At 53.0% G+C, this 23695-nt stretch carries 22 protein-coding genes; 16 read left to right on the forward strand and 6 right to left on the reverse strand.

Annotated elements, in window-relative coordinates; translation table 11 throughout:
- Positions 1–14: 14 nt before the first annotated feature.
- Positions 15–230 carry a hypothetical protein gene (locus LX66_RS28350; protein ID WP_211366148.1) on the reverse strand — a complete coding sequence of 72 codons (216 nt, stop codon included), beginning with the start codon at positions 228–230 and terminating at the stop codon, positions 15–17.
- A gap of 91 nt (positions 231–321) precedes the next feature.
- On the opposite strand from LX66_RS28350, the gene LX66_RS09605 reads away from it, so the two are divergent.
- Both LX66_RS09605 and LX66_RS09610 read left to right on the forward strand, forming a co-directional pair.
- On the forward strand, positions 322–564 hold the full coding sequence (locus LX66_RS09605) for a DUF6364 family protein (RefSeq protein ID WP_145712395.1): 243 nt from the start codon (positions 322–324) through the stop codon (positions 562–564).
- Complete coding sequence (locus tag LX66_RS09610; protein ID WP_145712398.1) at positions 554–982, forward strand: type II toxin-antitoxin system VapC family toxin; 429 nt, start codon at positions 554–556, stop codon at positions 980–982. The genes LX66_RS09605 and LX66_RS09610 overlap by 11 nt, the downstream gene beginning before the upstream one ends.
- A gap of 122 nt (positions 983–1104) precedes the next feature.
- On the opposite strand, the gene LX66_RS28615 is transcribed toward LX66_RS09610, so the two are convergent.
- From LX66_RS28615 to LX66_RS09630, 4 genes are all read right to left on the reverse strand, one after another.
- On the reverse strand, positions 1105–1353 hold the full coding sequence (locus tag LX66_RS28615; RefSeq protein ID WP_145715616.1) for a type II toxin-antitoxin system RelE/ParE family toxin: 249 nt from the start codon (positions 1351–1353) through the stop codon (positions 1105–1107).
- A gap of 55 nt (positions 1354–1408) precedes the next feature.
- Positions 1409–1657, reverse strand: a complete 249-nt coding sequence (locus LX66_RS09620) for a hypothetical protein (RefSeq protein ID WP_145712400.1) — start codon at positions 1655–1657, stop codon at positions 1409–1411.
- A 10-nt stretch (positions 1658–1667) separates the two neighbouring features.
- Positions 1668–1895: a helix-turn-helix domain-containing protein gene (locus tag LX66_RS09625; protein WP_145712402.1), complete on the reverse strand. Its 228-nt coding sequence runs from the start codon at positions 1893–1895 to the stop codon at positions 1668–1670.
- Positions 1896–1957: 62 nt separating this feature from the next.
- The gene (locus LX66_RS09630) at positions 1958–2188 is read right to left on the reverse strand and encodes a helix-turn-helix domain-containing protein (protein WP_145712405.1); all 231 of its coding nucleotides are present in this window, start codon (positions 2186–2188) and stop codon (positions 1958–1960) included.
- 158 nt (positions 2189–2346) lie between these two features.
- Here LX66_RS09630 and LX66_RS09635 point away from each other — a divergent pair, with 158 nt between their 5' ends.
- The 14 genes from LX66_RS09635 (at position 2347) to LX66_RS09700 (ending at position 22910) form a co-directional block, all read left to right on the forward strand.
- Entirely contained in the window at positions 2347–2619 is a 273-nt protein-coding gene (locus LX66_RS09635; RefSeq protein WP_145712408.1) for a hypothetical protein, read from the forward strand.
- Positions 2606–2887, forward strand: a complete 282-nt coding sequence (locus tag LX66_RS09640; protein WP_145712411.1) for a hypothetical protein — start codon at positions 2606–2608, stop codon at positions 2885–2887. The genes LX66_RS09635 and LX66_RS09640 overlap by 14 nt, the downstream gene beginning before the upstream one ends.
- Positions 2888–3569: 682 nt before the next feature.
- A complete protein-coding gene (locus tag LX66_RS09645) occupies positions 3570–6644 on the forward strand; it encodes a SusC/RagA family TonB-linked outer membrane protein (RefSeq protein WP_145712413.1) in 3075 nt (1024 codons plus the stop codon).
- Between the two features lie 10 nt (positions 6645–6654).
- Positions 6655–8118, forward strand: a complete 1464-nt coding sequence (locus LX66_RS09650; protein ID WP_145712415.1) for a RagB/SusD family nutrient uptake outer membrane protein — start codon at positions 6655–6657, stop codon at positions 8116–8118.
- A 53-nt stretch (positions 8119–8171) separates the two neighbouring features.
- Complete coding sequence (locus LX66_RS09655) at positions 8172–9350, forward strand: family 43 glycosylhydrolase (RefSeq protein WP_145712419.1); 1179 nt, start codon at positions 8172–8174, stop codon at positions 9348–9350.
- Positions 9351–9361: 11 nt separating this feature from the next.
- Positions 9362–11971, forward strand: coding sequence for a sulfatase family protein (locus tag LX66_RS28465; protein WP_244620355.1), 2610 nt, complete (start codon positions 9362–9364; stop codon positions 11969–11971).
- A 13-nt stretch (positions 11972–11984) separates the two neighbouring features.
- Entirely contained in the window at positions 11985–13685 is a 1701-nt protein-coding gene (locus LX66_RS09665) for an arylsulfatase (protein WP_211366151.1), read from the forward strand.
- 34 nt (positions 13686–13719) lie between these two features.
- Entirely contained in the window at positions 13720–14790 is a 1071-nt protein-coding gene (locus LX66_RS09670) for a cellulase family glycosylhydrolase (protein WP_145712422.1), read from the forward strand.
- A 7-nt stretch (positions 14791–14797) separates the two neighbouring features.
- Entirely contained in the window at positions 14798–18847 is a 4050-nt protein-coding gene (locus tag LX66_RS09675) for a two-component regulator propeller domain-containing protein (protein WP_158642588.1), read from the forward strand.
- Between the two features lie 121 nt (positions 18848–18968).
- Positions 18969–19412 (forward strand): YHS domain-containing (seleno)protein, encoded by a 444-nt coding sequence (locus LX66_RS09680; protein WP_145712428.1) that lies wholly within the window; start codon positions 18969–18971, stop codon positions 19410–19412.
- A 30-nt stretch (positions 19413–19442) separates the two neighbouring features.
- Complete coding sequence (locus LX66_RS09685) at positions 19443–19853, forward strand: DoxX family protein (RefSeq protein WP_145712429.1); 411 nt, start codon at positions 19443–19445, stop codon at positions 19851–19853.
- Complete coding sequence (locus tag LX66_RS09690) at positions 19850–20371, forward strand: DinB family protein (RefSeq protein ID WP_145712432.1); 522 nt, start codon at positions 19850–19852, stop codon at positions 20369–20371. Before LX66_RS09685 ends, LX66_RS09690 begins: the two co-directional genes overlap by 4 nt.
- Complete coding sequence (locus LX66_RS09695; protein WP_145712434.1) at positions 20359–22155, forward strand: NRDE family protein; 1797 nt, start codon at positions 20359–20361, stop codon at positions 22153–22155. The genes LX66_RS09690 and LX66_RS09695 overlap by 13 nt, the downstream gene beginning before the upstream one ends.
- Complete coding sequence (locus LX66_RS09700; protein WP_145712437.1) at positions 22152–22910, forward strand: LysE family transporter; 759 nt, start codon at positions 22152–22154, stop codon at positions 22908–22910. The genes LX66_RS09695 and LX66_RS09700 overlap by 4 nt, the downstream gene beginning before the upstream one ends.
- Here the strand turns inward: LX66_RS09700 and LX66_RS09705 are convergent.
- Entirely contained in the window at positions 22808–23683 is an 876-nt protein-coding gene (locus tag LX66_RS09705; RefSeq protein ID WP_145712439.1) for a helix-turn-helix domain-containing protein, read from the reverse strand. The two genes, LX66_RS09700 and LX66_RS09705, sit on opposite strands and share 103 nt — an antisense overlap.
- Positions 23684–23695: the final 12 nt, after the last annotated feature.

The following is a 23695-nucleotide window of genomic DNA, read 5'->3' on the forward strand; positions in this document are numbered from 1 at the left end:
GATAGATTGGATATTTAGTGTGAGATTATAGCCGGCATGGGCCGGCTATAATTTTTAGTGCCGCCATTCAGGATGAGCGTATTGCCGAACGCGGAGCCAATGGCCCCATAAAGGGCCATCAGGTCGTTCGGAATGTTATGGATAGTCCGGCTACGGGTCATGGGCGCCATCACCAGATGATTCTTGAGTGCCAACCTGGCTTTCCGGTATGGCAGGAGTAACTGTTTCATACTTGGTAATATTTGTAAAATACGGAAATGGTGGTTGAGAAAACAGGGAACAGTTATGCGTATTTTATGAAAATATGCGTATATTTGCTTTATGAAGACAAGACTGAACCTTACTATAGAAGAAAACCTGCTTCAGCGCATGAAGATGTATGCAGCCAGACAGCATGTAAGTTTATCTGAGCTGGTGGAGTCTTATTTTGAGCGGCTTACCCAGCCTGTTAAACGAAAATCTATTGTTGATATCGTTGAGCGTATGGATACACCGGTACTTCCCCCGGAGACGGACCTGGTAAGCGAATACTATAAAGATATAGAGAGGGAACATGGCTTATAAGCTCTTTTTGGATGCAAATGTTATCCTGGACTATATTCTAAAAAGACCGGAAGGATATCAACCAGCCAAAGTGATTTTTGAAAGTATTGTCCGTGGCGAACACCAGGCATTTACCAGCCCCGTTATCATTCACATCGTAGCCCATATCTTAAAAAAGATACTGAGCCCCCTGCAAACCCAAAAGTTAGTATTAGCCCTGCTGAATGATGTACGGGTATTAGATACCAGTCACGATGTTATTGTCCAGGCCATGAGTGCGGGCTGGAGCGACATTGAGGATGCGCTCCAGTATTATACTGCTCTTCATTACAAAACGGAAATATTTATTTCCAGGGATGAAGGCTTGCTTAAAAAAGCCTTGCCAACACTGCCCGTTTATTCCCCGGCTGCTTTTGCAAAATTGCTCGGTAAAGGCTGAGACGTACCGGTCCAGCCAAAGACCTGTCAGGTCTTTAAAACTAACAATCAAAAAAATCGCAAGGGGTAACGCCTAATGCTTCTGCGAGGGTGTAGCTTTCCCATTGACACAACATGGAAATGTTATTCTTTTTTATACTTATAACGGGGGCTTCGTTTATGATGATATATGGAAGAGATGACAATTACTTTATCAATTTCATTGATTAGGTATACAATACTATAAGGATATTTCTTTAACGTAATCTCTCTGAAATTTTTGTACGTTTTACGATAACGGTCTGGCTCACTGTGAAGTATATCTAACCTTTCCCGTATTGCTATTATAAAATTGTTAGCTGCCTGTTCACTTCGTTCCGCGTACCATTCAATTCAATAGCCGATTCATATTCCTCTATAGCTACTTTCTGGTATGCAATTGTATAGCTCATTTACGCTTCCCGGCTTTTAGTATTTTTTTGATTCGCTTATCTGCTTCTGTTTCGCTAATAAGTTTTTCGCCGCTTTTATAACTTTCGTACCTGTGATCCAATTCCTGCTTAAATGCTTCGCTATATTCTATTATTTCCTGTTCTTCAGCAAAGGTTTTAGCAATCGTTAAAATAGCTTTCTTCTGCCTTGAGTTAAGCGGTTCAAGGTAATCATTTATTTGCTGGTTTAAGGAAGGTGCGCCCATAACTGTATATTTAATGATCAAACTTAAACAAATATTCAATCTCTACCTCTAATGCTTCAGCTAATTGAACTATACTACTAAACTTTATATTCATTTCTGCATTTTCAATCCTGCTAATATCAGCATGGTCAATATTACATAATGCAGCTAATTCTCTTTGGCTCAATTTTTTGTCTGCTCTTAATTGACGAACATTTTTCCCAAATGCTATCAATGCTTTTTTGTATGTATCGGCCATCTTTTATGCTATGTTCATAACAAGATGTGAAAAAGAACGAAGAAAATTCAATCTGTAGTCTGTCAATTTTTAGCTGTTACTGTAAATATCTCATTCAACTGAACGCCTAATACAGCCGCCAGTTTGACGAGTTTTGTAAAGGTGAGATTTACCTGGCCACTTTCAATTCTGCTAAGATCGCCGGCATCTATACCAGTCTTAGCTTCTATATCTACTTGTGTCAGCCCTTTTTGTTTTCTGATGGCTTTTATGCTTTCTCCCAACTGGAGTAATATATCTTTTGATGTTTCCACTTAGGAAAAATGGAGAAAATTATTTGCAGAAAAAATGTAGAATTCTACATTTTTATCGCAGAAAGTTATATCTTTATCAAAATTTCCGGCTTACATAAGCATCATTTAAACCTTTCCTTCTGAAATTTTTATTCCATTGCTCCAAAAATCCAATCCATATGTCCAAGCCCGTTTCCCCTCCCGTATTTAAAGAACTGCACACACGAGTCCATGAGCTCCCTGAAAACTTCAAAGACTTTGTACAAAGCGAGTGCAAATGGACCGCCAACTGGTATGCGTGCTACCTGCAATGCCCGGAACAATGCAGCCGGGAAGATATAATGACCATGCTCAAAATTGCCACTGATCTGGCGCAAGACCTGCTGGCGCTCACCACCCGTTGCAAAAAAGCATTATCCATTCCCAAAAGCCATTCCCATGAAACTGAATGACCGGATGATCCGTACCTGGGGCGATGCTCCGCTCTCCAACTCGCTGGCCTTTATACAATACCTGATCGGGGATATGGGCATAGCCCTGCGGCTGAAGATATGCAAAAGGCTGGGCTGGACAGTGAACGAATATTTTGAAAAGCTGAAAAAGGACAATCCACCCACCCCCAAAGAAATGGAAGCGATAACCGCCCTGTTCTTCAAGGAGTGGCTAAAGGTTGGCCACCGGGTTACAAGGCGTTATAAACCCCGTGCATATACAAAATAACCTCTTCATTCCAGTAAAATAGTAGCCTTTTGCGGCCTTTTACCCATTGTTTGTACCCAAGAGGGAGCATTTTCCAGTTCCAGGGGGAGTAAATGCAGCTATTTACTCCCTTTCCCGGGTTTTTTTACCGCCTTTTGAAGTTCGTTACTGCCTCGCCGGGGTTGGGGAGCAGCAATTTGCGGTTACCTGACAGCAAATTGCAGTTACCCATGAGCAAATTGGGGTTCCCTATGAGGAAATTGCTGTTCCCTAACCGCAATTTCCTCCTGTTATACCCCATTCACGGGGTTCAGAACAGCAAATTGCTGCTCCCCTATAGCAATTTGTCAGTAAGCAACCCCATTCACGGGGCCCGGAACAGCAAATTGCTGCTCCCTATCAGCAAATTGCTCTTGCTATACTCCATTGAAGAGGTTCCGGACAGCAAACAAGGGGTGAAATACCGAAAATAGTTAATAATCAATATATTACATCATTTGCCCCCCTCCCCGTCGCTACATTCTTTTCATTTTTAGCTACAAATGTGATACCCCCCAGGCCCCTCGCTACGGTATCTTACACCCCGTAATATTTTGAATTCCACCGCTCAATCCCGTTATGAAACCGAGCATGATAAACTTCTTCACACGAGTACATGTTAATGCGAGGTTCCATCTGGCCCGTAAAAATTAAATATTAACAGATGAAAAAAATTCCAATTTTTTCCCGCTTGCTGATCATGCACCTCCTTTTATGTTGCGCAGTACTGGTAAATGCGCAGAGCCGTACCGTCAGCGGTAAGGTCACTTCCGCAGAAGAAGGAGCGCCGCTGCAGCAGGTAACGGTACTGGTAAAAGGCACCAATACCACCACGCATACCAATGCCAACGGTAATTTCTCTATTACAGTACCAGGCCCTGGCGCTGTATTGATCTTTTATTATGTCAACTACACCACGAAAGAAGTCCCCGTGGGCGACAGCAGTTCCCTGCGGGTCACCATGGAGCTAAAGAACGAAAGCCTGGGCGAAGTGGTAGTGGTAGGCTACGGCACCGTTAAGAAATCGGACCTCACAGGCTCCGTGGTGTCCTTGAAATCAAAAGACCTCACGCCCGGAGCCAATATCAACGTGGAGCAGTCCCTGCAGGGCCGGGCCTCCGGCGTGCAGGTATACCAGAAAAGCGGTGAGCCAGGCAGCGCCATGAGCGTAAAGATCCGCGGGGCCAGCTCCATTACCGCCGGCAACGATCCGCTCTACGTTATAGACGGTATGCCGGTGAACAACCTGGCGCCCGTAACCGGCAGCGGCGCCGGCTTTGTAGCTACGCCCAACCCGCGCAACCCGCTGAACAGCCTGAACCCGGCGGATATCGAGTCCATCGAGATATTGAAGGACGCTTCCGCTACCGCCATCTACGGCTCCCGCGGCTCCAACGGCGTGGTGATCATCACCACCAAAAAAGGGGCGGCCGGCAAGCTGAAGATCAGCTACAATACCTACTTCGGCGTGCAGAAGGTGGCCAATTCACTGGACCTGCTCAGCGGGCCGGAATACAAGGAGGTGCTGAACGCCATCATTGACGACGGCGGCGGCGTGGCTTCCGAAAGGGTGACGAATGATCCCGTGAACGTAGACTGGCAGCAGGAGCTGTACCAGACCGCCAACGTGCAAAGCCACGACCTGTCATTTTCCGGAGGCAAGGACAACACGAAATTCTATGCCTCCCTGGGCTATTTCAACCAGGAAGGGGTCGTGAAGAATTCTTCCGTAAAACGCTACACGGCCCGGTTCAACCTGGAGAACAGCGTGGCTAAGAAATACGCCTTCGGTATTAACCTGAACACCTCTTATATAAGGGACGAGTACAATTCCATCGGGCTGGGCGTGAATGAGAACGGCAGCGCATTGTACGCCGCCATCAATTATGATCCCAGCTACCCGGTGTACAATCCTGATGGCAGCTACAACCGCTCTCCCTTCATGACCACCATCGACCATCCCCTGATCTTAATAAACGGCCAGTATGCCAACAGTGATGGTTTCAGGACCTTCGGCACCATATACGGGGAATACTTCTTTAACCCGGATATTTCCCTGAAGCTGAAAGGCGCGGGAGATGTGAACATTACCCAGCGGAACACCTGGCTGGACCCTTCCACTATACTGGGCCTGCCCACGGGCGGCATCGCCTCCATCAATACCGGCAATGTGAATTATTATATGGGAGAGGCCACGCTGAATTACAGCAAGCAGTTTGGAAAGGAACATGCGGTGAATGCCGTCATAGGCAGCACCTATGAGCATTTCGGGTCCAACTCCTTTGGTGGCAACGGCCGTGGCTACGCGTTGCCGGACCTGACCTACAACGCCATCGGTACCGGTAACAGTGAGCTGAACCAGATCGGCAGCGGCCGGGCTTCCACCAAGATCGTGTCCTTCCTGGGACGTGTGAACTATGCTTTCATGGACCGCTACCTGCTCACGGCCAGCTTCCGGGCAGACGGCTCTTCCCGCTTCGGTCCCAACAACCGCTTCGGTTATTTTCCCTCCGCCGCCCTGGCCTGGAAAATGCATGAAGAGTCTTTCCTGCGCGGCGCTTCCTTCATAGACGAGCTGAAATTAAGGGTAAGCTACGGCATCATCGGCAGCCAGTCCATTGCCAACTACCTGTACCTGACCACCTTCTCCGGCGGCGGCAACGCCATCTTTGGCGGGGACCGGTACACTTCCCTGGCCCCTTCCCGCGTGGCCAACCCGGACCTGAAATGGGAGGCGGCCAAACAGGCGGACATCGGGGTGGACTTTGCGCTGTTCAACCGGCGGATCACCGGCTCTGTTGAATATTACGACCGCCGCACCTCCGACCTGCTGCTGGACCTGCCGCAGCCTTTAAGCACCGGCTTCGGTGTAAAAACGCAGAACATCGGCAGCATGAAGAACACGGGTATCGACCTGGCCCTGAACGGCGACATCCTCCGCAGCAGCCGCGGCCTGAACTGGAACCTGGGAGTCGTATTCTCTACGGTAAAGAACAGGGTGCTCAGCCTCGGTCCTTTGTCGCAGATCATTACCGGCGGCGCAGGCTTCATTACCAATGCCAGCATCATCAAACCGGGCGAGTCCCTGGGCTCCTACTACGGGTATGAAGTGCTGGGCGTATGGCAGCAGGACGATGATTTTACCAATGCGCCGGCCGGCGTAAAGCCCGGCGACCTGAAGTTCCGGGACCTGGATAAGAACAACCAGATCAATGCGGACGACCGCGTGATCCTGGGCAAATCAATACCGGACTTTACCTACGGCATTACCAACACTTTTGCGTTCAGGCGGTTGTCGCTCTCCGTATTCATTGAAGGTTCGCAGGGCGCCAGCGTATTGAATAACGCGGCTATCGACAGCTATTTCCCGGTGAGCTTCCGCCGGAACAAGCTGGCGGAGCCTTACCTGAACCGCTGGACGCCGGAGAACCCCACCAATGAATATCCCTCCTTTGTGAATCCCACTTCACAGGGGCAGCAAACCATTAACTCAAGAACGGTGGAAGACGCTTCTTACCTGCGCCTGCAATCCGTAAGGCTCAGCTACGATTTCCGGATCAACACGAAAGTGATCAAGGGGCTGCAGGCCTATGTTACCGGGCAGAACCTGTTCACCATTACCGATTACAGCGGTATTGATCCTGCCGTGAACGCCATCGGCGATGATATCCTGAAGATAGACTACAGCTCTTATCCAATGACGCGCAGCTTCCTGCTGGGTTTAAATGTTCAATTCTAAAATCGGTCCAATGCAAAAGTATATCCTGCTATCGCTTATTATAATTTTCCAGTTGGTGCAGACGGGGTGCGAGAAAGTGCTGGATGTAACGCCCCCGGGCGAATTCTCCACCGGCAATGTGCTCACAACGGACAAGGGTATCCGTTCCGTATTGTTCTCCTCCTATGCTTCCATGCAAAACCCCACGCCTTCGCGCTGGCTGATCAATGTGTCCGAAGTGACCACGGACGTGGGCTTTAACAGCGGCGGCGCGGAGAACCTGACGCTGACGCAGCTCATCAATTTTACCTGGGACGCCTCGCTGGGCACTTTCCAGGCGGATGTATGGGGGCCTACCTACCGCGCTATCCGCGACGCGAATATTGTACTGGAAAATATCGACAACGTAAATACTTCCGACGCCAACAAAACCCTGTATGCCGCGGAGGCCCGGTTCCTGAGGGCGCAAGCCTATGAGCTGCTGTACAAATGGTTTGGCCCGGTACCGCTGCGCACCTCCAGCACATCGGAGCCGGCGCTGGCCAGGGCTACGGATGAGGAGATGAGGGCCTTCATAGCATCTGAGCTGGCCGCCGCCATCCCCAACCTGCCGGACCCCGGACAGGAAGAGGCTTTTGGCCGCGCCAACAAGGGCATGGCCTGGGCCGTGCTGGCAAAATATTATCTCAACACCCGGCAGTGGCAGCAGGCCGCCGATGCCTGCCAGCAGGTAATGAATTTCAACTACTACCAGCTATTCCCGGAATATGAAAACATGTTCCGCGTGGAGAATGAAGGCAATAAGGAAATGATCCTGGTGCAGCCCTGCAGGAATGAAGCCGGTTTCGGCAACTGGTACACCGCCGGGGCATTGCCGCCCAATTTCAAGACTTCCGTGCAGGTGCCGGAATTTGTGTGGACCACTGCCATGGCCAATTTCGCTACCCAGTACCGTATGGCCTCCACCTTTACCAACACCATTGATACCACGAACGACAGGCGGGCTATCCTGCTGCTGCGCAGCTATATCAACAGGAATAATGAAAGCGTGAGCCTGCTGTCCACGCCAAATAACGTAAGAAGCCTGAAGTACTGGGACAATGCCACCGTGGGCAACCACAGTGGCAACGATGTGCCGGTGATCCGCTATGCGGACATCCTCCTGAGCCGCGCGGAGGCATTGAATGAGCTGAACGGCCCTACCCAGGCGGCGCTGGACCTGGTAAACCAGGTAAGGCGCAGGGCCGGCATTGCGGACCTTACCCTGGCGGATGCTACCGGTAAAGAAGTGCTGCGGGACCTGGTACTCCGGGAAAGGGCCTGGGAATTTTACAGCGAGGGGCTGAGAAGGGAGGACCTGCTGCGCCAGGATCAATTCATTTCAAATGCCATTGCAAGGGGGATCACCACCGCAGCGGAAAAGCATAAGCTGTTTCCCATCCCGCAAACGGAAATTGATGCAAACCCGGCCTGCCGGCAGAATACAGGCTATTAATTATTCACTGACCATATCCATACAACAGATTGGCATTAAAATAATCGACCGTAATGAATCAATTGAGAACTATCGTAACTGTACTGGCCTGCCTGTTCATCCATGCTTCCTGTGGCCCGGGCGATGCATCCGAAAGAGAAGCGCAATACAGCGACCCTGCAGCGCCCGTAGGCGATCCTGCATTGACCGTACCTTCCGCCGTGGCTCCCATCATGGACTACTGGATGCGCGATACCTATGTAATGAACGGACCGGATGGCTATTACTATATGACCGGCACCACCGCAGTGCCGGGCCGGCAATTCCCCTCCGGCAGGGTGCATTGCTGGGATTATAATGACGGCCTGTATATGTGGCGCTCCAAAGACCTGCAGCAGTGGGAGCCCATGGGCCTGGTATGGAGCTTTGACAGGGATGCAGCGGACTGGCAACGGGAAGGGAAACCGCTGCAGCCCGGCGCCGTATCGCCCAATAAAGACCCGCTGGACTCCTTTTACCGCGCAGTATGGGCGCCGGAGCTGCACTATGTAAAAAGCAAAAAGAAATGGCTGATCATCGCCTGCATGAACGGCGGCGCCGGCTCCTTTGTGCTGGAAAGCACCTCCGGCAAGCCGGAAGGTCCTTACCGGAACATTAAGGGGAATGAGGACAAAGCCATTTTTCCCAATATTGACCTCAGCCTTTTTGAGGAAGATAACGGCGACGTATACCTGGTAGGGCACAACCATTTTATCACTAAAATGAAGGACGACCTCAGCGATATTGCAGCGCCCTTCAGGAAGCTGGAAGAAAGGCCCTACAACCCGGAGCCTTATATTGAAGGCGTATTCATCACCAAACATAATGGCAGGTATCAACTGCTGCAAACCGTCTGGTCCGTGCGGCAGGACGATGGCAGCTATTCCTACCTGCGGGATGACCGGAAAGACCTGGATGCGCTGCACAGCTATGATGTAGTGGTGGCAGAGGCGGATAATATCTATGGACCCTATGGCCCGCGCTATGCAGCCATCCTGCAGGGCGGCCATAATAATATATTCCGGGACAAGGAAGGGCAGTGGTGGTCCACTACCTTCTTTAACCCCAGGGGCGTGATGGGCACAAAGTTTCCCGTAACATGCCGCCCCAGCCTGGTGCCGGTGAAATGGGATAATGGTAAATTAAAACCGGACGGTGAGCGGGCGGCCAGGTTCTATGCGGACTTCCGGGCGCGCGCTTCCTCACCGCATTAATTGCTTAGCGTATGATCAAAAGAATATTTGCCGGCATCATAGCCTTGCTTCCGCTGGCAGCCGGTGCACAGGAAATAGGGGCCAATTTTAATCATGACCCGGAGATCATTGATTTTACCTACCTGGCAAAAACGCCGGTGGAGTGGGTGCGTACCACACCTTACATTTTTGAGTACATCCGGGGAGAAAAGGACCCGGCTACTTCCCCCGGCCTGCAAAATGTAATAGACGCCAAAAAGAAAGGCTATAAAGTGGCCTTTGGCTTCCGCTGGGATTTTAAAAAATATAAGCTGCGGATACCGGCGCCCGGCTCCGCGGAAGAAAAAAAATACTTTGCAACCGCTACCGCGATCCTGGACCGGGTAGGCCCGTACATAGATGTGTTCAAGCTGGGCAACGAGCCCAACCTGGAAACCATGGAGCCGGATCTGCAGCGCAACGCAGCAGGCGTGGTGCCGCTGGTGCGGTTTACGGAAAGATTGCTCACGGAAGTGCTGGAGCCTTACTACCGGCAACACCCGGCGCTGAGGCGCCCCGATGTATACACCGGCTCTTTGCCCCGCCTGTTCATGAAAGCGGAGCAGCAGAAACCCGGCGTAGCAGGGTTAATAAAGCTGGCGCAGGACAACAAGGCGATCAAAGGGTTGGCCGTGCACCTGCATATCAGCGATTCCCTGGAAATGGAGGAGGCTTTCCGTTATGTACGCTCCATTATGCCGGCCAAGCCTGTTATCATACCGGAGTTCTCGCTGTTCCGCCTGTATAACAAGCATGTGGCGGATGAGTTGGGAGATAGCCAGGCAGGGAGATCATTTGCGGATAAATATGGATACGCCCATCACATGAAGCTGTACCAATGGTACAGCAAGGCCAACACGGAACGGGTAAGCGCAAAGGAATGGGAAGATATGTTTGCCTCCCGCACCTGGTTCCCGCAGCATTTCATGCGTACCTATTACCGCTATTTCCAAAAATACGGGGTGGTGCTGGCTACCTATGGCTACCTTAGCCAGTCGGCGCCAAAGAAAATGGGGCCCCACTCGCCCACCTGGTTCATCAATCCCATCTTCCCCATGAAAAGCCTGCAGCCGCAGCCGGACGGGTCCTTTACGCCCAATCCTTTATGGTTTAATGACTTTGTAGACATTGTTGAACAAGGGAAGAAAAATAAACCGCTGGCGGCAAAGCCCAACATTATTATCCTGTATGCAGACGACCTGGGTTACGGGGATGTAGGCTGCTATGGCGCTACGGCCGTGAAAACGCCCCATGTGGACCGCCTGGCTGCCAACGGGGTGCGGTTTACGGATGCGCATTGTACGGCCGCTACCTGCACGCCCTCCCGGCTTTCCCTGCTCACCGGCCGCTATGCTTTCCGGAACAATGCCGCCATTCTTCCCGGCGATGCGCCCCTGCTCATGCAGCCGGGCGGCCTTACCTTGCCGGGCATATTGCAGCAGGCGGGCTATACCACCGCGGTGATAGGCAAGTGGCACCTGGGCCTGGGCAGGGGCGCCATTGACTGGAACGGGCATATTGGCCCCGGCCCCAACGAGATCGGTTTTAACTATTCCTTTATTATTCCTGCTACCACGGACCGGGTGCCCACCGTGTTCGTGGAAAATGGCAAAGTGCCGCAGCTCGACCCAAACGACCCTATCGCTGTCAGCTATACGCAGCAGGTAGGAGAAGAGCCTACCGGGCTGTCGCACCCGGAATTGCTGAAGCAAAAAGCCGACACGCAGCACAGCAATACCATCATCAACGGCATCAGCCGCATCGGTTATATGACAGGGGGCAAAGCCGCACGGTGGGTGGATGAGGAGATACCCCTTGTGCTGAATGCAAAAGCAAAGCAGTTCATTATTAAAAACAGGAACCAGCCATTTTTTCTCTATTATCCCTATCCTAACATTCATGTACCCCGGGCGCCGAACCGCCAGTTTGCCGGTTCCACCAGGCTGGGCGCCCGGGGCGACGTGATTGCTGAAATGGACTGGATGACCGGGCAGGTAATGCAACTACTGGATTCACTGGGCATTGCAGAAAATACATTGGTCATCTTCAGCAGCGACAACGGTCCTGTGCTGGATGATGGCTATGAAGACCAGGCGGAGGAGCGCAATGGCAGCCACCAGCCTTCCGGCATATACAGGGGAGGCAAGTACAGCGCTTTTGAAGCCGGCACCCGGATGCCCACTATCACATACTGGCCCGGCACGATAAAATCTGGCGTATCAGGCGCGCTGTGCTCACAGGTAGACCTGCTGGCATCACTGGCGGCCCTGGCAGGACAGCCGCTGCCAACAGGCGCTGCGCTGGATAGCCGCAACGCGCTGGATGTATGGCTGGGCCGGTCTGCAAACGGCCGCGCATACCTGCTGGAGGAGTCCTACACGCTGGCGCTGCGCAGGGGCGAATGGAAATATATTGCCCCGCAGCAAAAGCCCGCGCCGGACTGGCTGAGGAATAAAAAAATTGAGAACGGTTTGCAGCCCACCGCACAGTTGTATAATTTAAAGCGCGATCCGCGGGAGCAGCAGAATGTAGCGGATCAGTATCCTGCAGTGGCCAGGGATCTACAGGCCGCATTGGAAAAGATAAAGCAAGATAAACCTTAGATATTTTAATGGTATGCAAAGCAACATCTATCATAGCGCAGCTATGCTTTTATCATTGACGATCCTCTCGTCCTGCGCAGGCAGCAGGCAAAACAAGCAGGCAGCGGGGAACGACCAGCGCCCGAATATTGTGCTGATACTGGCGGACGACCTGGGGTATTCCGACATCGGCGCTTATGGCGGCGAGATACATACGCCTAACCTGGATTCCCTGGCGGCCAACGGCCTGCGTTTCCGGCGTTTTTACAATACCTCCCGCTGCTGTCCTACCCGGGCCTCGCTGCTCACAGGCTTGTACAACCAGCAGGCAGGCATTGGCGAAATGACCGCGGAACGGGACGAGCCGGGCTACCGCGGCTACCTTACCGAGAACACCGTTACACTGGCGGAAGTGCTGAAAGACGCCGGCTACCACACCGCCATGTCGGGGAAATGGCATGTGTCCAACACCATTGAGCAGCCCGGCAAAGCGGAACAGCTAAAATGGCTGAACCACCAGGCTTCCCATCCCTGGTTTTCACCGGTGGAGCAATACCCGGTAAAGAGGGGCTTTGAAAAATATTACGGGAACATATTCGGCGTGGTGGATTATTTTGATCCCTTCAGCCTGGTGAACGATACTACGCCGGTGGAAAATGTGCCGGCCGGCTACTATCATACCGATGCGATCAATGATACGGCGGTGAGCTATATCAAAACATTCAGTAAAGACGACAAGCCCTTCTTCCTGTATGTAGCGCAAACCGCGCCGCACTGGCCCCTGCAGGCTTTGCCGGAAGATATCAAAAAATACGAGGACACTTACAAGGCAGGCTGGGACGCCATTCGCGCCGCCAGGTATAAAAGAATGGTGGAGAAAGGGCTGATCGATTCCGCCACCACGCCTTTGTCGCCCCGTATCAATAATGACCTGCGCTGGGAAGATAATCCCGATAAAGAGTGGGATGCCCATGCCATGGCTGTGCATGCCGCTATGGTAGACCGCATGGACCAGGGTATTGGCCGCATTGTTCAGGCCCTGCGGGAAACCGGCGAACTGGAGAATACGATCATCCTGTTCCTGAGCGATAACGGCGCCAGCCCGGAAAACTGCATGCGCTACGGCCCCGGCTTTGACCGCCCGGGCGAAACCAGGGACGGGCGGCAGATACACTACCCGGTGAAGAAGGATGTACTGCCCGGCCCGCAAACCACTTTCGCATCCGTCGGCCAGCGTTGGGCCAATGTAGCGAACACGCCCTATCAATACGCCAAGGCGCAGTCCTACGAAGGCGGCGTTCGCACGCCCATGATCGCTTTCTGGCCCAAAGGCATCCGGTCAAAAGGCGGCTTCTCGGACCACCTGGGGCATGTCATGGACTTTATGCCCACTTTCATGGAAGTAGCCAACGCGCGCTACCCGCAAACCTATAACGGCCGCCAGATCACGCCCTACACCGGTGTGAGCCTGCTGCCGGCGCTGGAAGGGAAAGGAGGTAAAGAGCATGATGCGCTGTACAACGAGCATTTCAACGCCCGCTATGTGCGCGAGGGCGAATGGAAACTGGTATCCCTGGCCGGCGATACCACCTGGCGCCTGTATAAAATAAACCAGGATGAAACGGAGCTGAACGACCTGGCGGCACAGCACCCGGATGTGGTGAAAAGATTATCCGGCCAATGGCGGCAATGGGCCAACACCCACCAGGTGTTTCCCAAGCCCGGTAAAAAATAAATTATAAAAGCATAGACCTAATAATATCACAGTTATGTTCATTAGAAAATCATTGATAAGCCTGGCCTGCGGCCTGCTGCTATGCAGCCTGGCCAACGCGCAGCAAAAATGGTCCGTTCAAAAGGCCAATGCATGGTATGCCAAACAGGGTTGGTTAAGAGGCTGCAATTTTCAGCCCTCCAGCGCTATTAACCAACTGGAAATGTTCCAGGCGGCCACTTTTGACACCGCTACCATCAACCGGGAGCTGGGCTGGGCCGGGGACCTGGGATTGAATGTGATGCGGGTATACCTGCACCACCTGTTATGGACCGCCGATAAGGAAGGCTTCAAAAAACGGCTGGACACATACCTGGATATATCTTCCCGGCACGGCATTAAAACCCTGTTCGTGTTCTTTGACGATTGCTGGAATGATACGGCCTGGGTGGGCAAACAACCCGACCCGAAACCCGGCGTGCATAACTCCGGCTGGGTAAGGGACCCGGGCACCATGATCCACACGCACCCGGATACCATGCAGGTGCTGGAAGCCTATGTAAAAGATGTACTCACTACCTTTAAGAACGATGACCGCATCCTGCTATGGGACCTGTACAATGAGCCGGGCAACCGCCGGCAGTTCAATAAAAGCATGCCGCTGCTGAAAAACGTGTTCCGGTGGGCGCGGGAAGTAAACCCCTCCCAGCCGGTAAGCGCCGGCGTATGGAACAACAGTGCCGACTTTAAGGACCTGAACAAATTCCAACTGGAAAATTCGGACATCATTACTTACCACAATTATTCCTACATTGATGATCACCAGCATACCGTTGACACGCTGAAAAAGTACGGCCGGCCGCTGATCTGTACGGAGTATATGGCCCGGCGCAACGGCAGCCTGTTCCAGTTGATCATGCCGCTGCTGAAAGAGGAAAATGTAGGCGCCATCAACTGGGGATTTGTAAGCGGTAAAACCAATACCATCTTTGCCTGGGATACCCCCATACCGGATGGAAAGGAGCCCAGGCTGTGGTTCCATGATATTTACCGGAAGGACGGCACGCCGTTCAGCAAGCATGAAGTGTCGTTTATTAAGGAACTTTGTAAACCGGGAAAGGAATAAGCATGTGATGAAGCGGATCATTTACTGGTATGTTCTCTCTTTTTTGGTGTTGCGCTTTTATGAAAGCAGCGGGCAACAGCTCCTGTTCCGTAACTATACCGTGTCGGAAGGTCTGCCCTCCAGTACGGTGCGCGCCATTGCGCAGGACGACCAGGGCTATATGTGGTTCGGCACCAAGAACGGGTTAAGCCGTTTTGACGGTTACCAGTTCCGGAACTTCCAGTATAAGAAAGACGATCCGCTTGCGCTTGGCAATAATTTCATTCACTGCATTACCCGGTTTGACAGCACACACCTGTGGATCGGCACCGAAAACGGTATTTACATACTGGACCTGGAAACAGAACGGTTTTCTCCTTTTGTACCGCTGCAGGAGAAAACCGTTTTTGACATTCTAAGGGGCAGGGACGGTATGGTGTGGATCTCCTCCCGGCTGGACGGCCTGTACCGTTATGATCCGGGGAAGAAAACAACCACGCAATTTAAGGCCAATCAATCCGCTTCCTCCATTTCGGGCAACAACGTGAACCGGCTGGCGGAAGATGAGGACGGCAATATCTGGATCGGCACTTTCGGGCACGGTATTGATATATACAATCCCGCCACGAAAACCTTCACCAACCTGCGTTCCGCCAACAGCGGCCTAAGCAATGATTATATCAATACCCTGTACAAAGGCTGGGATGGCGTAATGTGGGCCGGCACCATGAACGGCGGTCTGTGCAAATGGCAAAAAGAACAGCAGTCCTTCAAAGTGTACCGGAACGATGGCGGCCCCCATTCCATCAGGGACAATATTGTGCGGGCCCTGTGCCAGGTATCGCCGGACAAGATATATGTGGGCACGGAAAAGGGGCTGAACGTGCTGGATATAGCCACCGATAAATTTGTAGCCTATACGAACCAGAGCAATGACCCCTTCAGCATCAGCGACAACGCCGTGTATTCCATATTTTCCGATAAGGGAGGCACGATGTGGGTAGGCACCTATTTTGGCGGTGTCAATTATTTTAATGAAAAAGGGGCCGCCTTTGAGCTGTACTATCCCCTGGAGGGACCGCATTCCCTGAAAGGAAGGGCCGTAAGCAGCTTCCTGGAAGATACGCCGGGCAAGTTCTGGGTGGGCACGGAGGACGGGGGCCTGCACTATTTTAACAGCATTACGAAAACGTTCCGGCGCTACCCCTTCCAGCCCGGGCAGCAGCCCTTATCCTATCATAATATCCATGCCCTGGTAAAGGACCGGGCCGGCCGTATCTGGATCGGTATATTTGCCGGCGGCGTAAACGTGTATGATCCCGAAACCGGCCGCGTGCAGTATTTTTCGCAGCAGCCCGGCAATATTCATGCACTGAACAGCAATAATGTTTTCTGCATCTATGAAGACAGGGAAGGAAAAATATGGGTAGGGACGGACAAGGGCCTGAACCTGTTTAACCCGGAGCAGCGCAGTTTCACCAGCGTGCGGCAGGAAGGTGTCAGCAACACCATCATATACGATGTTTACGAAGATGCGCATCAAACGATCTGGATCGCTACGTATAACAATGGCCTGGTCTTTTATAACAAAAAAACGGAACAATGGGGGCGCATCTCTGCCGAGGACCCCGGCACCCAGTTGGCTTCCAACAAGCTGGTATGCCTGTTTGACGATCACAAGGGCCACCTGTGGATCGGTTCAGATGGCGGGGGATTGCATCAATATAATTTTGAGACAAAGCAGGTAACGCAATACAGCGATAAAGCCGGCATGCATGCCAACGTGGTGTATGGCATTCAGCAGGACGATGCGGGACTGATGTGGATCACCACCAACAACGGCATTTACAGCATTGATCCGGCAACGGGCAATATCCGGCATTTTACACGGCAAGACAACCTGCAGAGCCAGCAGTTCAATTACAAGGCATTCTACAGGGCGTCTGACGGGAAGCTGCTGGCCGGCGGCATCAAGGGCTTCAATGCTTTCTACCCCGAAAAATTATCTGATGTTCCCGCCCGGGTACGGGTATCATTCACCAATTTCCAGTTGTTCAACAAGCAGGTGCCCTTGTCGGACGATGGTCCCTTATCAAAACAAATAAATTATACGAACCGGCTGATACTGCAGCACAACCAGTCTGTGATGAGCTTTGAATTTGCCGTGCTGAATTTCAGCGCCCCGGAAAAGCTGAGCTATGCGTACAAAATGGAGGGCTTTGACCCGGACTGGAACTACGTGGGCGACCAGCGCAAAGCCACCTACACCAACCTGGCGCCCGGCACCTATACCTTCCGGGTAAAAGCAACGGTGAATGAAAGCAACTGGGACGCGCCCGTATCTACCATGGAGCTGGTGATAAGGCCGCCCTTTTACCGCACCACGCTGGCATATGCCATTTTCACGCTGCTGGCGCTGGGCGCTGCCTGGGGCATTTACCGGTATTCCGCCAGCTACATCCGGCGGCAGAACCAGATCAAGGTGGAACGGCTGAAGAACAAGGAAGAGCAGGAATTCTACGCCCGGAAAATAGAGTTCTTCACCATGATGGCGCATGAGATCAGGACGCCGCTGTCCCTGATCATTGCGCCGCTGGAAAGACTGCTGTCCATCAACAAGTGGCAGCCGGAGGAAAGGGAGCAACTGGTCACCATGGATGAAAATGCCAGCCGGCTGATGGACCTGGTAAACCAGTTGCTGGATTTCAGGAGAATAGAAAGCGATGCCTATGAGATAAAGAAAGAGGAAGTGGAGGTGGTATCGCTGGTGCAGTCCATTTATTCGAGGTTTTCCTCCCTGCCTTACCAGAAGGATATAGAGTTCACCATGAGCACCAAAGTGGGCAAGCTGCTGTTGCAGGCCGACCCGGAAGTGCTGAATAAGGTATTGAGCAACCTGCTGATCAATGCATTCAAATTTGCCCGGAAGAAGGTGAACATCACGGTGGCGGAAGCCGCCAGGACAGCCACCGGCGACCCGCGCGTTTGCATCAGCGTGGAAGATGACGGCATCGGTATCCCGGACGCTGATATTAAAAATATTTTCAAGCAATTCTTTACTACGGCCCGGGGCAGCCATGCCTATCATAACCTGGGCGGCTCCGGTATAGGGCTGGCGCTGGCCAGCTCCCTGGCAGAGAAGCATGGCGGGAAGCTGCTGGTAGAAAGCAGGGAAGGCGTGAGAACGGTTTTCACGCTGGAGATACCGCTTACTACAGGCAGCGTGCTGCCCCCCGCATCTGCAGATGGCGGCGAAGAAACCGCGCCGGACAATGGTCAGCCGCTCATCCTGGTAGTGGAAGACGACCGGGAGATACAAACCTTCCTCACTAAAAGTTTCCAGTCCGGCGGTTATAACGTGGTAAAGGCCGACAACGGGAAGGCCGCCATGGAAATGATAGCCGCCAACGACGTGGACCTGGTGATCTCCGATGTAATGATGCCGGAAATGGATGGTTTTGAGCTGTGCCAGGTGGTAAAATCAAACATCCAGTACAGCCACATACCTTTGGTGCTGCTCACGGCCAAAGGCAACAGCGAGGCGGAGATCAGGGGGATAGAGACCGGCGCGGACGCCTACATTATGAAGCCATTCAAATGGAAGCATATTATCGCGGTGGTCAAAAACCTGCTGAGCTCCCGGGAAAAGCTGCGGCTCAAATATTCCGAGCAGCCGAACAGCGATGTAAGCGTGCTGGCTACCAACAGCCGCGACAAGCAGTTCATGGAAAAGGTGGTCAGCATCATTGAAGCAAGGATCATAGACCCCCAACTTTCCGTGGAGGAACTTAGCAAAGACATGGCCATGAGCCGTTCCAGCCTGCACAAGAAACTGAAATCCCTGTCCGGGTACGTACCGAATGAATTAATAAAGCTGGTCCGTTTAAAACACGCGGCCCGCCTGCTGCAGGCCGGCGGGCATTCCATCGCGGAAATAGCCTACATGACCGGTTTCAGCTCCCCGTCCTATTTCTCCAAGTGTTTTCAACAGCAGTTCAGGCTCACCCCCAAAGAATACGCGGATAAAAATGCCGGTCCGGGTATGCAGGACCTGGATGACTTGATTGGCAGGGAGTAAGGGCGGCCTTACACTGCCTGCCCCATTTTCGGGAAATTTGTACATCTTTTCGGGAACTGCCCGCATTCTCCTGCCTGTAGCCGTCCTGTAGTTTTGTGGCGTACTTAAAAACGATCAACTCATGAGGAATTTTGTCATTGCTGCAACTGTATTATTACTGGCCGCCTGCGGCACGCAAACAAAAAAGGGAGAAATCTTTGCTCCGGATGGCCAAGCCATCAAGGGATACGACCCGGTGGCTTTTTTCAGGGAGGGAAAACCGGTAGCAGGATCAGGCGACTGGACCTATACCTGGAAAGACGCCCAGTGGCGCTTTGCCTCCAAAGAAAACCTGGACAGCTTTAAAACTAACCCGGAGCACTATGCCCCGCAGTACGGAGGCTGGTGCGCTTACGGAACCTCGCAGGGGCATAAGGCTCCCACCACCACGGATACCTGGACCATTGTAGACGGCAAGCTGTATTTCAATTACGATCAGAAAGTGAAAGCTACCTGGATGACGGACCAGCCGGGCTATATTGAAAAAGCAGACAGCGTATGGGTGGATCTGAAGGACAAGGAATAAGCGATCTGCAAACATTAAAAATTCGGCGTTATGGCTACCAAACTCAAAAATGTATTGTACTGGATGCTGCGGCTGCTGGCAGCGCTTATTATGCTGCAGACCCTGTTCTTCAAGTTCACCGCGGCACCGGAGTCTGTTTATATATTTTCCAGTTTGGGAATGGAGCCCTGGGGGCGTATAGGCACCGGCGTGCTGGAGCTGGCAGCCTCCCTGCTGTTGCTCATTCCCCGTACCACGGCCCTGGGAGCCGTGCTGGGGCTGGGGTTGATGAGCGGCGCCCTGTTCTTCCATCTTACCAGGCTGGGTATCGAGGTGCAGCAGGACGGCGGCCTGCTTTTCCTGTATGCGCTCCTGGTGTGGATAAGCTGCCTGGTCCTGGCGCTGGTGTACCGGGTGCAGTTACTGCATTTGTTCTTTAAGGAAAAATCTACGGCATTATGATAACTCCCGGTAGTGCAACACAACTGGCAGCCCCTGTAGCGGGGCTGCTTACACAATTGCAACGCATGCTGGAGCACCTGACCGAAGAGCAGTACTGCCGGCGGATAAAGGTGCTCTCCCATGCCACGCTGGGACAGCACACCCGGCATATTATAGAGTGCTTCCTGGAGCTGGATGCCGGCTATGCCAGCGGTGAGGTAAACTATGACCAGCGAAAAAGGGACCACCGCATAGAAACCAGTAGGTCCTTTGCCATTAACCGCCTGGGAGTAGTGATCGCACAACTGGAAAAGGCGGATAAACCATTGCGCTTGGTAATAGACTACAGCCATGACGGTGAGGCGCCCGGCGCTGTAACCACCAGCTACCACCGGGAGCTGGTCCATAACCTGGAGCATGCCGTTCATCATATGGCCCTCCTCAGGATCGGTGTGAACGCGGTATCCGCTTTGGTGCTGCCGCCGGATTTTGGCGTAGCAATGTCCACCCTGAAATACAGGAATGCATGTGTACAGTAACCTTTATACCAACGGCTGCCGGCGCATACCTCACCTCCAACCGGGATGAACGCCCGGACCGGGGGCAGGCCCTGCATCCTGAGCAATATAACGTGAACGGGCACATGCTGCTCTATCCCAAAGACCCGGAGGCCGGCGGCACCTGGATAGCGCTGAAGGATAACGGCGATGCGGCTGTACTGCTGAACGGAGCTTTTATTAAGCACCTGCACCGGCCCCCGTACCGGCGAAGCCGGGGACTGGTGCTGCTGGACGTAATAGCGGAGACCAACCCGGGAAGGCAGTTCAGCGCGATGGACCTCGAAGGGATAGCGCCTTTTACGCTGGTGCTGGTGCAGCAGGGCCGGCTGTGGGAGTGCCGCTGGGATGGGTTTAAGAAATATAGCCTGGCCCTGGATGCCCGGCGGCCGTATATCTGGTCCTCCGCTACCTTGTATGATGACTGGGCGGCGCTGGAAAGGAAGCGCTGGTTTACGGACTGGCTGCAGGAGCACGAGGTGAGCGGGGAGCATATCCTGCGTTTCCACCAGTACGCAGGGAATGGCGATGCCCGGAACAGCCTGGTGATGAACCGGGATAACCAGGTACGCACGGTCAGTATCACCTCCGTTTACACGGGTCGGGAAGGGCTGCGCATGCAGTACCGCGACCTACGCTCCGGCGACGATGTGGAAAGGATGTTTACCGGCGGCAAAAAGGACGGTCCTGCAAGGAAAGGTACGGTGCTGCAACGGTGCCGCCTGTATGTGCGGCGCATCCTGACCCGGGCTACGCATTGGGAATACTGGCCTTCCCGCCTGGTATACGCGCCATTGTATTTATACTGGCTGTGGTTAAGCCTGAAGGCCCGTTCCTTCTTTTTCTTCAGTGCGGCCAATCTCGGTATTGCATATGCCGGTTTTGCACAGGAACGGAAGAGCGATATATACCGGCTGATACCGCAGCAGTATTACCCGCGCACACAACTGTGCCCTGCCGGCGTTCCTGCCGGGATCGTAGCGGATCAACTGGAAAAGAAAGGAATGAGTTTCCCCTTGATCGCCAAGCCGGATATGGGAGAGCGTGGGGTACAGGTGAAGCTGTTGCAAACCCCGGAGGAACTGGAGCGCTATTGCCGGGTCAGCAGGGTGGACTTCCTGGTGCAGGAGTACATAGATCACCCGCTGGAAGCGGGTATATTCTACTACCGTATACCGGGAGCGGAGCGGGGCCATATCTCAGGTATTGCAGGGAAGGAGTTTCTCTCCGTTACCGGGAACGGCCGCTCCAGCATCGCCAGCCTGCTGGAAAAGGAGGGCCGGGGACTCCTGCAGCTACCGGCGCTGCGGGCCACGCATGGCGCTGCGCTGGACAGGGTGCTGCCTGCGGGCCGGCGTCAAACAATAGTGCCGTATGGTAATCATAGCCGGGGCGCCCGGTTCACGGACCAGGGCCACCGCGCCGGCGAAGCGCTGACAAACATGATAGATGACCTGTGCAAACAGGTGCCGGGATTTTATTATGGCCGGCTGGACATCCGTTTCAGGAGCTGGGAAGACCTGGCGCAGGGCCGTCATTTTTCCATTATAGAACTGAATGGTGCAGGAAGCGAGCCTACGCATATCTATGACCCGGCGCATTCCCTGTTCTTTGCCTGGAAGGAAATATGCCGGCACTGGCGGCTGCTGTACCGCATCAGCAGGCTGAACGCCAGGGGCGAAGGGCTTACGTTGATGAATACGGCCGAAGGCATTAAAATGTTGCAGGAGCATGCACGGTATTTAAAACAGGTGGAACAAATATGAGCATACATATCCGGTTGATGGGGTGGGCCATGGCGATCAGTTTCCTGGGCTCGCTGCCCCTGGGCACGCTGAACCTGGGCGTAGCCAATTTTGCATTCCGGCATGATCTGCCGGGGGCGGTTGGTTTTGCGGCCGCCGCTATTGCGGTGGAGATGGTACTGGTGCGCATCGCGTTGCTGGCGGTTAAGCGGCTGGAAGGATTAAAACGCCTGTTCCGGTTCTTCAGCGTGATGGCCTGCCTGGTATTGCTGCTCCTGGCTTTTAACAGCCTGTCCGCCGCCTGGCAGCGGCTGATGTTCCGGGCGGAGTTGCCTTTTATGGACCTGCCCCCGGTGCTGTCAGGATTGTTGCTGAGCATTATCAATCCCCTGCACCTGCCTTTCTGGATGGGATGGACCGCGGTGCTCCGGTCCAAACAGGTGCTGCACGACGGCCCCGGCGCCTACAACGCTTACGCGGCTGCTATCGGGGTGGGAACAGCACTGGCGTTTGTGGTATATGGCATGGCCGGGCACTTCTTAATTGACCACCTGCAGCGGCAGCAGGTATTATTGAACTGGATCATTGGCATCGTGCTGCTGGTGAGCGCGTTGGCACAACTGTATAAAACCTTTTCGGCGCCGCGGCCGGCCGCCGTAAGCTGCAACGCGGGTCAGGAGCCCCGGGCGTTGCCGGCAGAGAAGAGAGAAGCCTTGCTGTTACGGAACTCGGAAGGCGAAACAGATACTGCTTTCTTGAAAAAGTTGCTGAAATAAGCCGCATCCTCAAAGCCCAGTTCATAGGCGATCTCCTTAGATGATTTATCGGTATAGATCAGCAGCCGTTTGGCTTCCAGGGCAACCCTGTCCTGTATGACCGCCAAAGGAGATTTGTTGTTATACAGCGCAAAAAGGTTCGCCAGCGTTTTGGGCGAACGGTGCAATTGCTCTGCATAGAACTTTACCCGGTGCTGCTTTTTATAATTTTGCTCCACCAGCAGGTTAAACTGGCGGATAATGTCCAGCTTCTGGTCCGTAAGTTCCTCACTCAGGAATTGCTGCTTGGCCAGGCGGGTAACAATGATGATGAGTCTTTTCAGGAGCATCTGCAGCATATCCTCCTGGATATTGTCCACCGTTTCAAATTCCTCGATGAACACTTTCAGCAGCAGGTCCAGCTTATACTGCTTTTCCTCATTCAGCACCGTGAACATGAGCTGCTGCGAGCCGTAAAATAAAAAGCCCACGCAGCTCACTTCCTTGTCATGGTTAACAATGCAGTAAAAATCGCGGTTAAACTGCCAGGCAATAATATCCGCCGGGTTGGAGAAATGGAAACTCTGGTTGATCATGAGGCAGAGGATGGAATGCTGCGGGAAGTCATATTGCACGCCATCCACTACTACGGACTGGGCAGCGCCCCGGTTCCAGGCCATGGTCAGCAATTTTTCCTTACGATCCCTCCCGTAGAAGATACGGTCGAAGGTATCTTCGTCCAACACCAGGCGGCATTCGCCGGTGGTCTTGCTGTTCCTGTATATTAACTTCATTTTAGTATGCGC

Origin of the sequence: Chitinophaga japonensis (genome assembly GCF_007830125.1) — a bacterium.
Classification (GTDB): domain Bacteria; phylum Bacteroidota; class Bacteroidia; order Chitinophagales; family Chitinophagaceae; genus Chitinophaga; species Chitinophaga japonensis.

Coding starts and splice junctions, on each gene's coding strand:
- LX66_RS09625 (WP_145712402.1), bottom strand. CDS start 1,895: ATGGCCGATACATACAAAAAAGCATTGATAGCATTTGGGAAAAATGTT.
- LX66_RS09655 (WP_145712419.1), top strand. CDS start 8,172: ATGAATCAATTGAGAACTATCGTAACTGTACTGGCCTGCCTGTTCATC.
- LX66_RS09620 (WP_145712400.1), bottom strand. CDS start 1,657: ATGGGCGCACCTTCCTTAAACCAGCAAATAAATGATTACCTTGAACCG.
- LX66_RS09695 (WP_145712434.1), top strand. CDS start 20,359: ATGTGTACAGTAACCTTTATACCAACGGCTGCCGGCGCATACCTCACC.
- LX66_RS09670 (WP_145712422.1), top strand. CDS start 13,720: ATGTTCATTAGAAAATCATTGATAAGCCTGGCCTGCGGCCTGCTGCTA.
- LX66_RS09610 (WP_145712398.1), top strand. CDS start 554: ATGGCTTATAAGCTCTTTTTGGATGCAAATGTTATCCTGGACTATATT.
- LX66_RS09650 (WP_145712415.1), top strand. CDS start 6,655: ATGCAAAAGTATATCCTGCTATCGCTTATTATAATTTTCCAGTTGGTG.
- LX66_RS28465 (WP_244620355.1), top strand. CDS start 9,362: ATGATCAAAAGAATATTTGCCGGCATCATAGCCTTGCTTCCGCTGGCA.
- LX66_RS09675 (WP_158642588.1), top strand. CDS start 14,798: ATGAAGCGGATCATTTACTGGTATGTTCTCTCTTTTTTGGTGTTGCGC.
- LX66_RS09680 (WP_145712428.1), top strand. CDS start 18,969: ATGAGGAATTTTGTCATTGCTGCAACTGTATTATTACTGGCCGCCTGC.
- LX66_RS09700 (WP_145712437.1), top strand. CDS start 22,152: ATGAGCATACATATCCGGTTGATGGGGTGGGCCATGGCGATCAGTTTC.
- LX66_RS09690 (WP_145712432.1), top strand. CDS start 19,850: ATGATAACTCCCGGTAGTGCAACACAACTGGCAGCCCCTGTAGCGGGG.
- LX66_RS09685 (WP_145712429.1), top strand. CDS start 19,443: ATGGCTACCAAACTCAAAAATGTATTGTACTGGATGCTGCGGCTGCTG.
- LX66_RS28350 (WP_211366148.1), bottom strand. CDS start 230: ATGAAACAGTTACTCCTGCCATACCGGAAAGCCAGGTTGGCACTCAAG.
- LX66_RS09635 (WP_145712408.1), top strand. CDS start 2,347: ATGTCCAAGCCCGTTTCCCCTCCCGTATTTAAAGAACTGCACACACGA.
- LX66_RS09640 (WP_145712411.1), top strand. CDS start 2,606: ATGAAACTGAATGACCGGATGATCCGTACCTGGGGCGATGCTCCGCTC.
- LX66_RS09665 (WP_211366151.1), top strand. CDS start 11,985: ATGCAAAGCAACATCTATCATAGCGCAGCTATGCTTTTATCATTGACG.
- LX66_RS09645 (WP_145712413.1), top strand. CDS start 3,570: ATGAAAAAAATTCCAATTTTTTCCCGCTTGCTGATCATGCACCTCCTT.
- LX66_RS09605 (WP_145712395.1), top strand. CDS start 322: ATGAAGACAAGACTGAACCTTACTATAGAAGAAAACCTGCTTCAGCGC.
- LX66_RS09705 (WP_145712439.1), bottom strand. CDS start 23,683: ATGAAGTTAATATACAGGAACAGCAAGACCACCGGCGAATGCCGCCTG.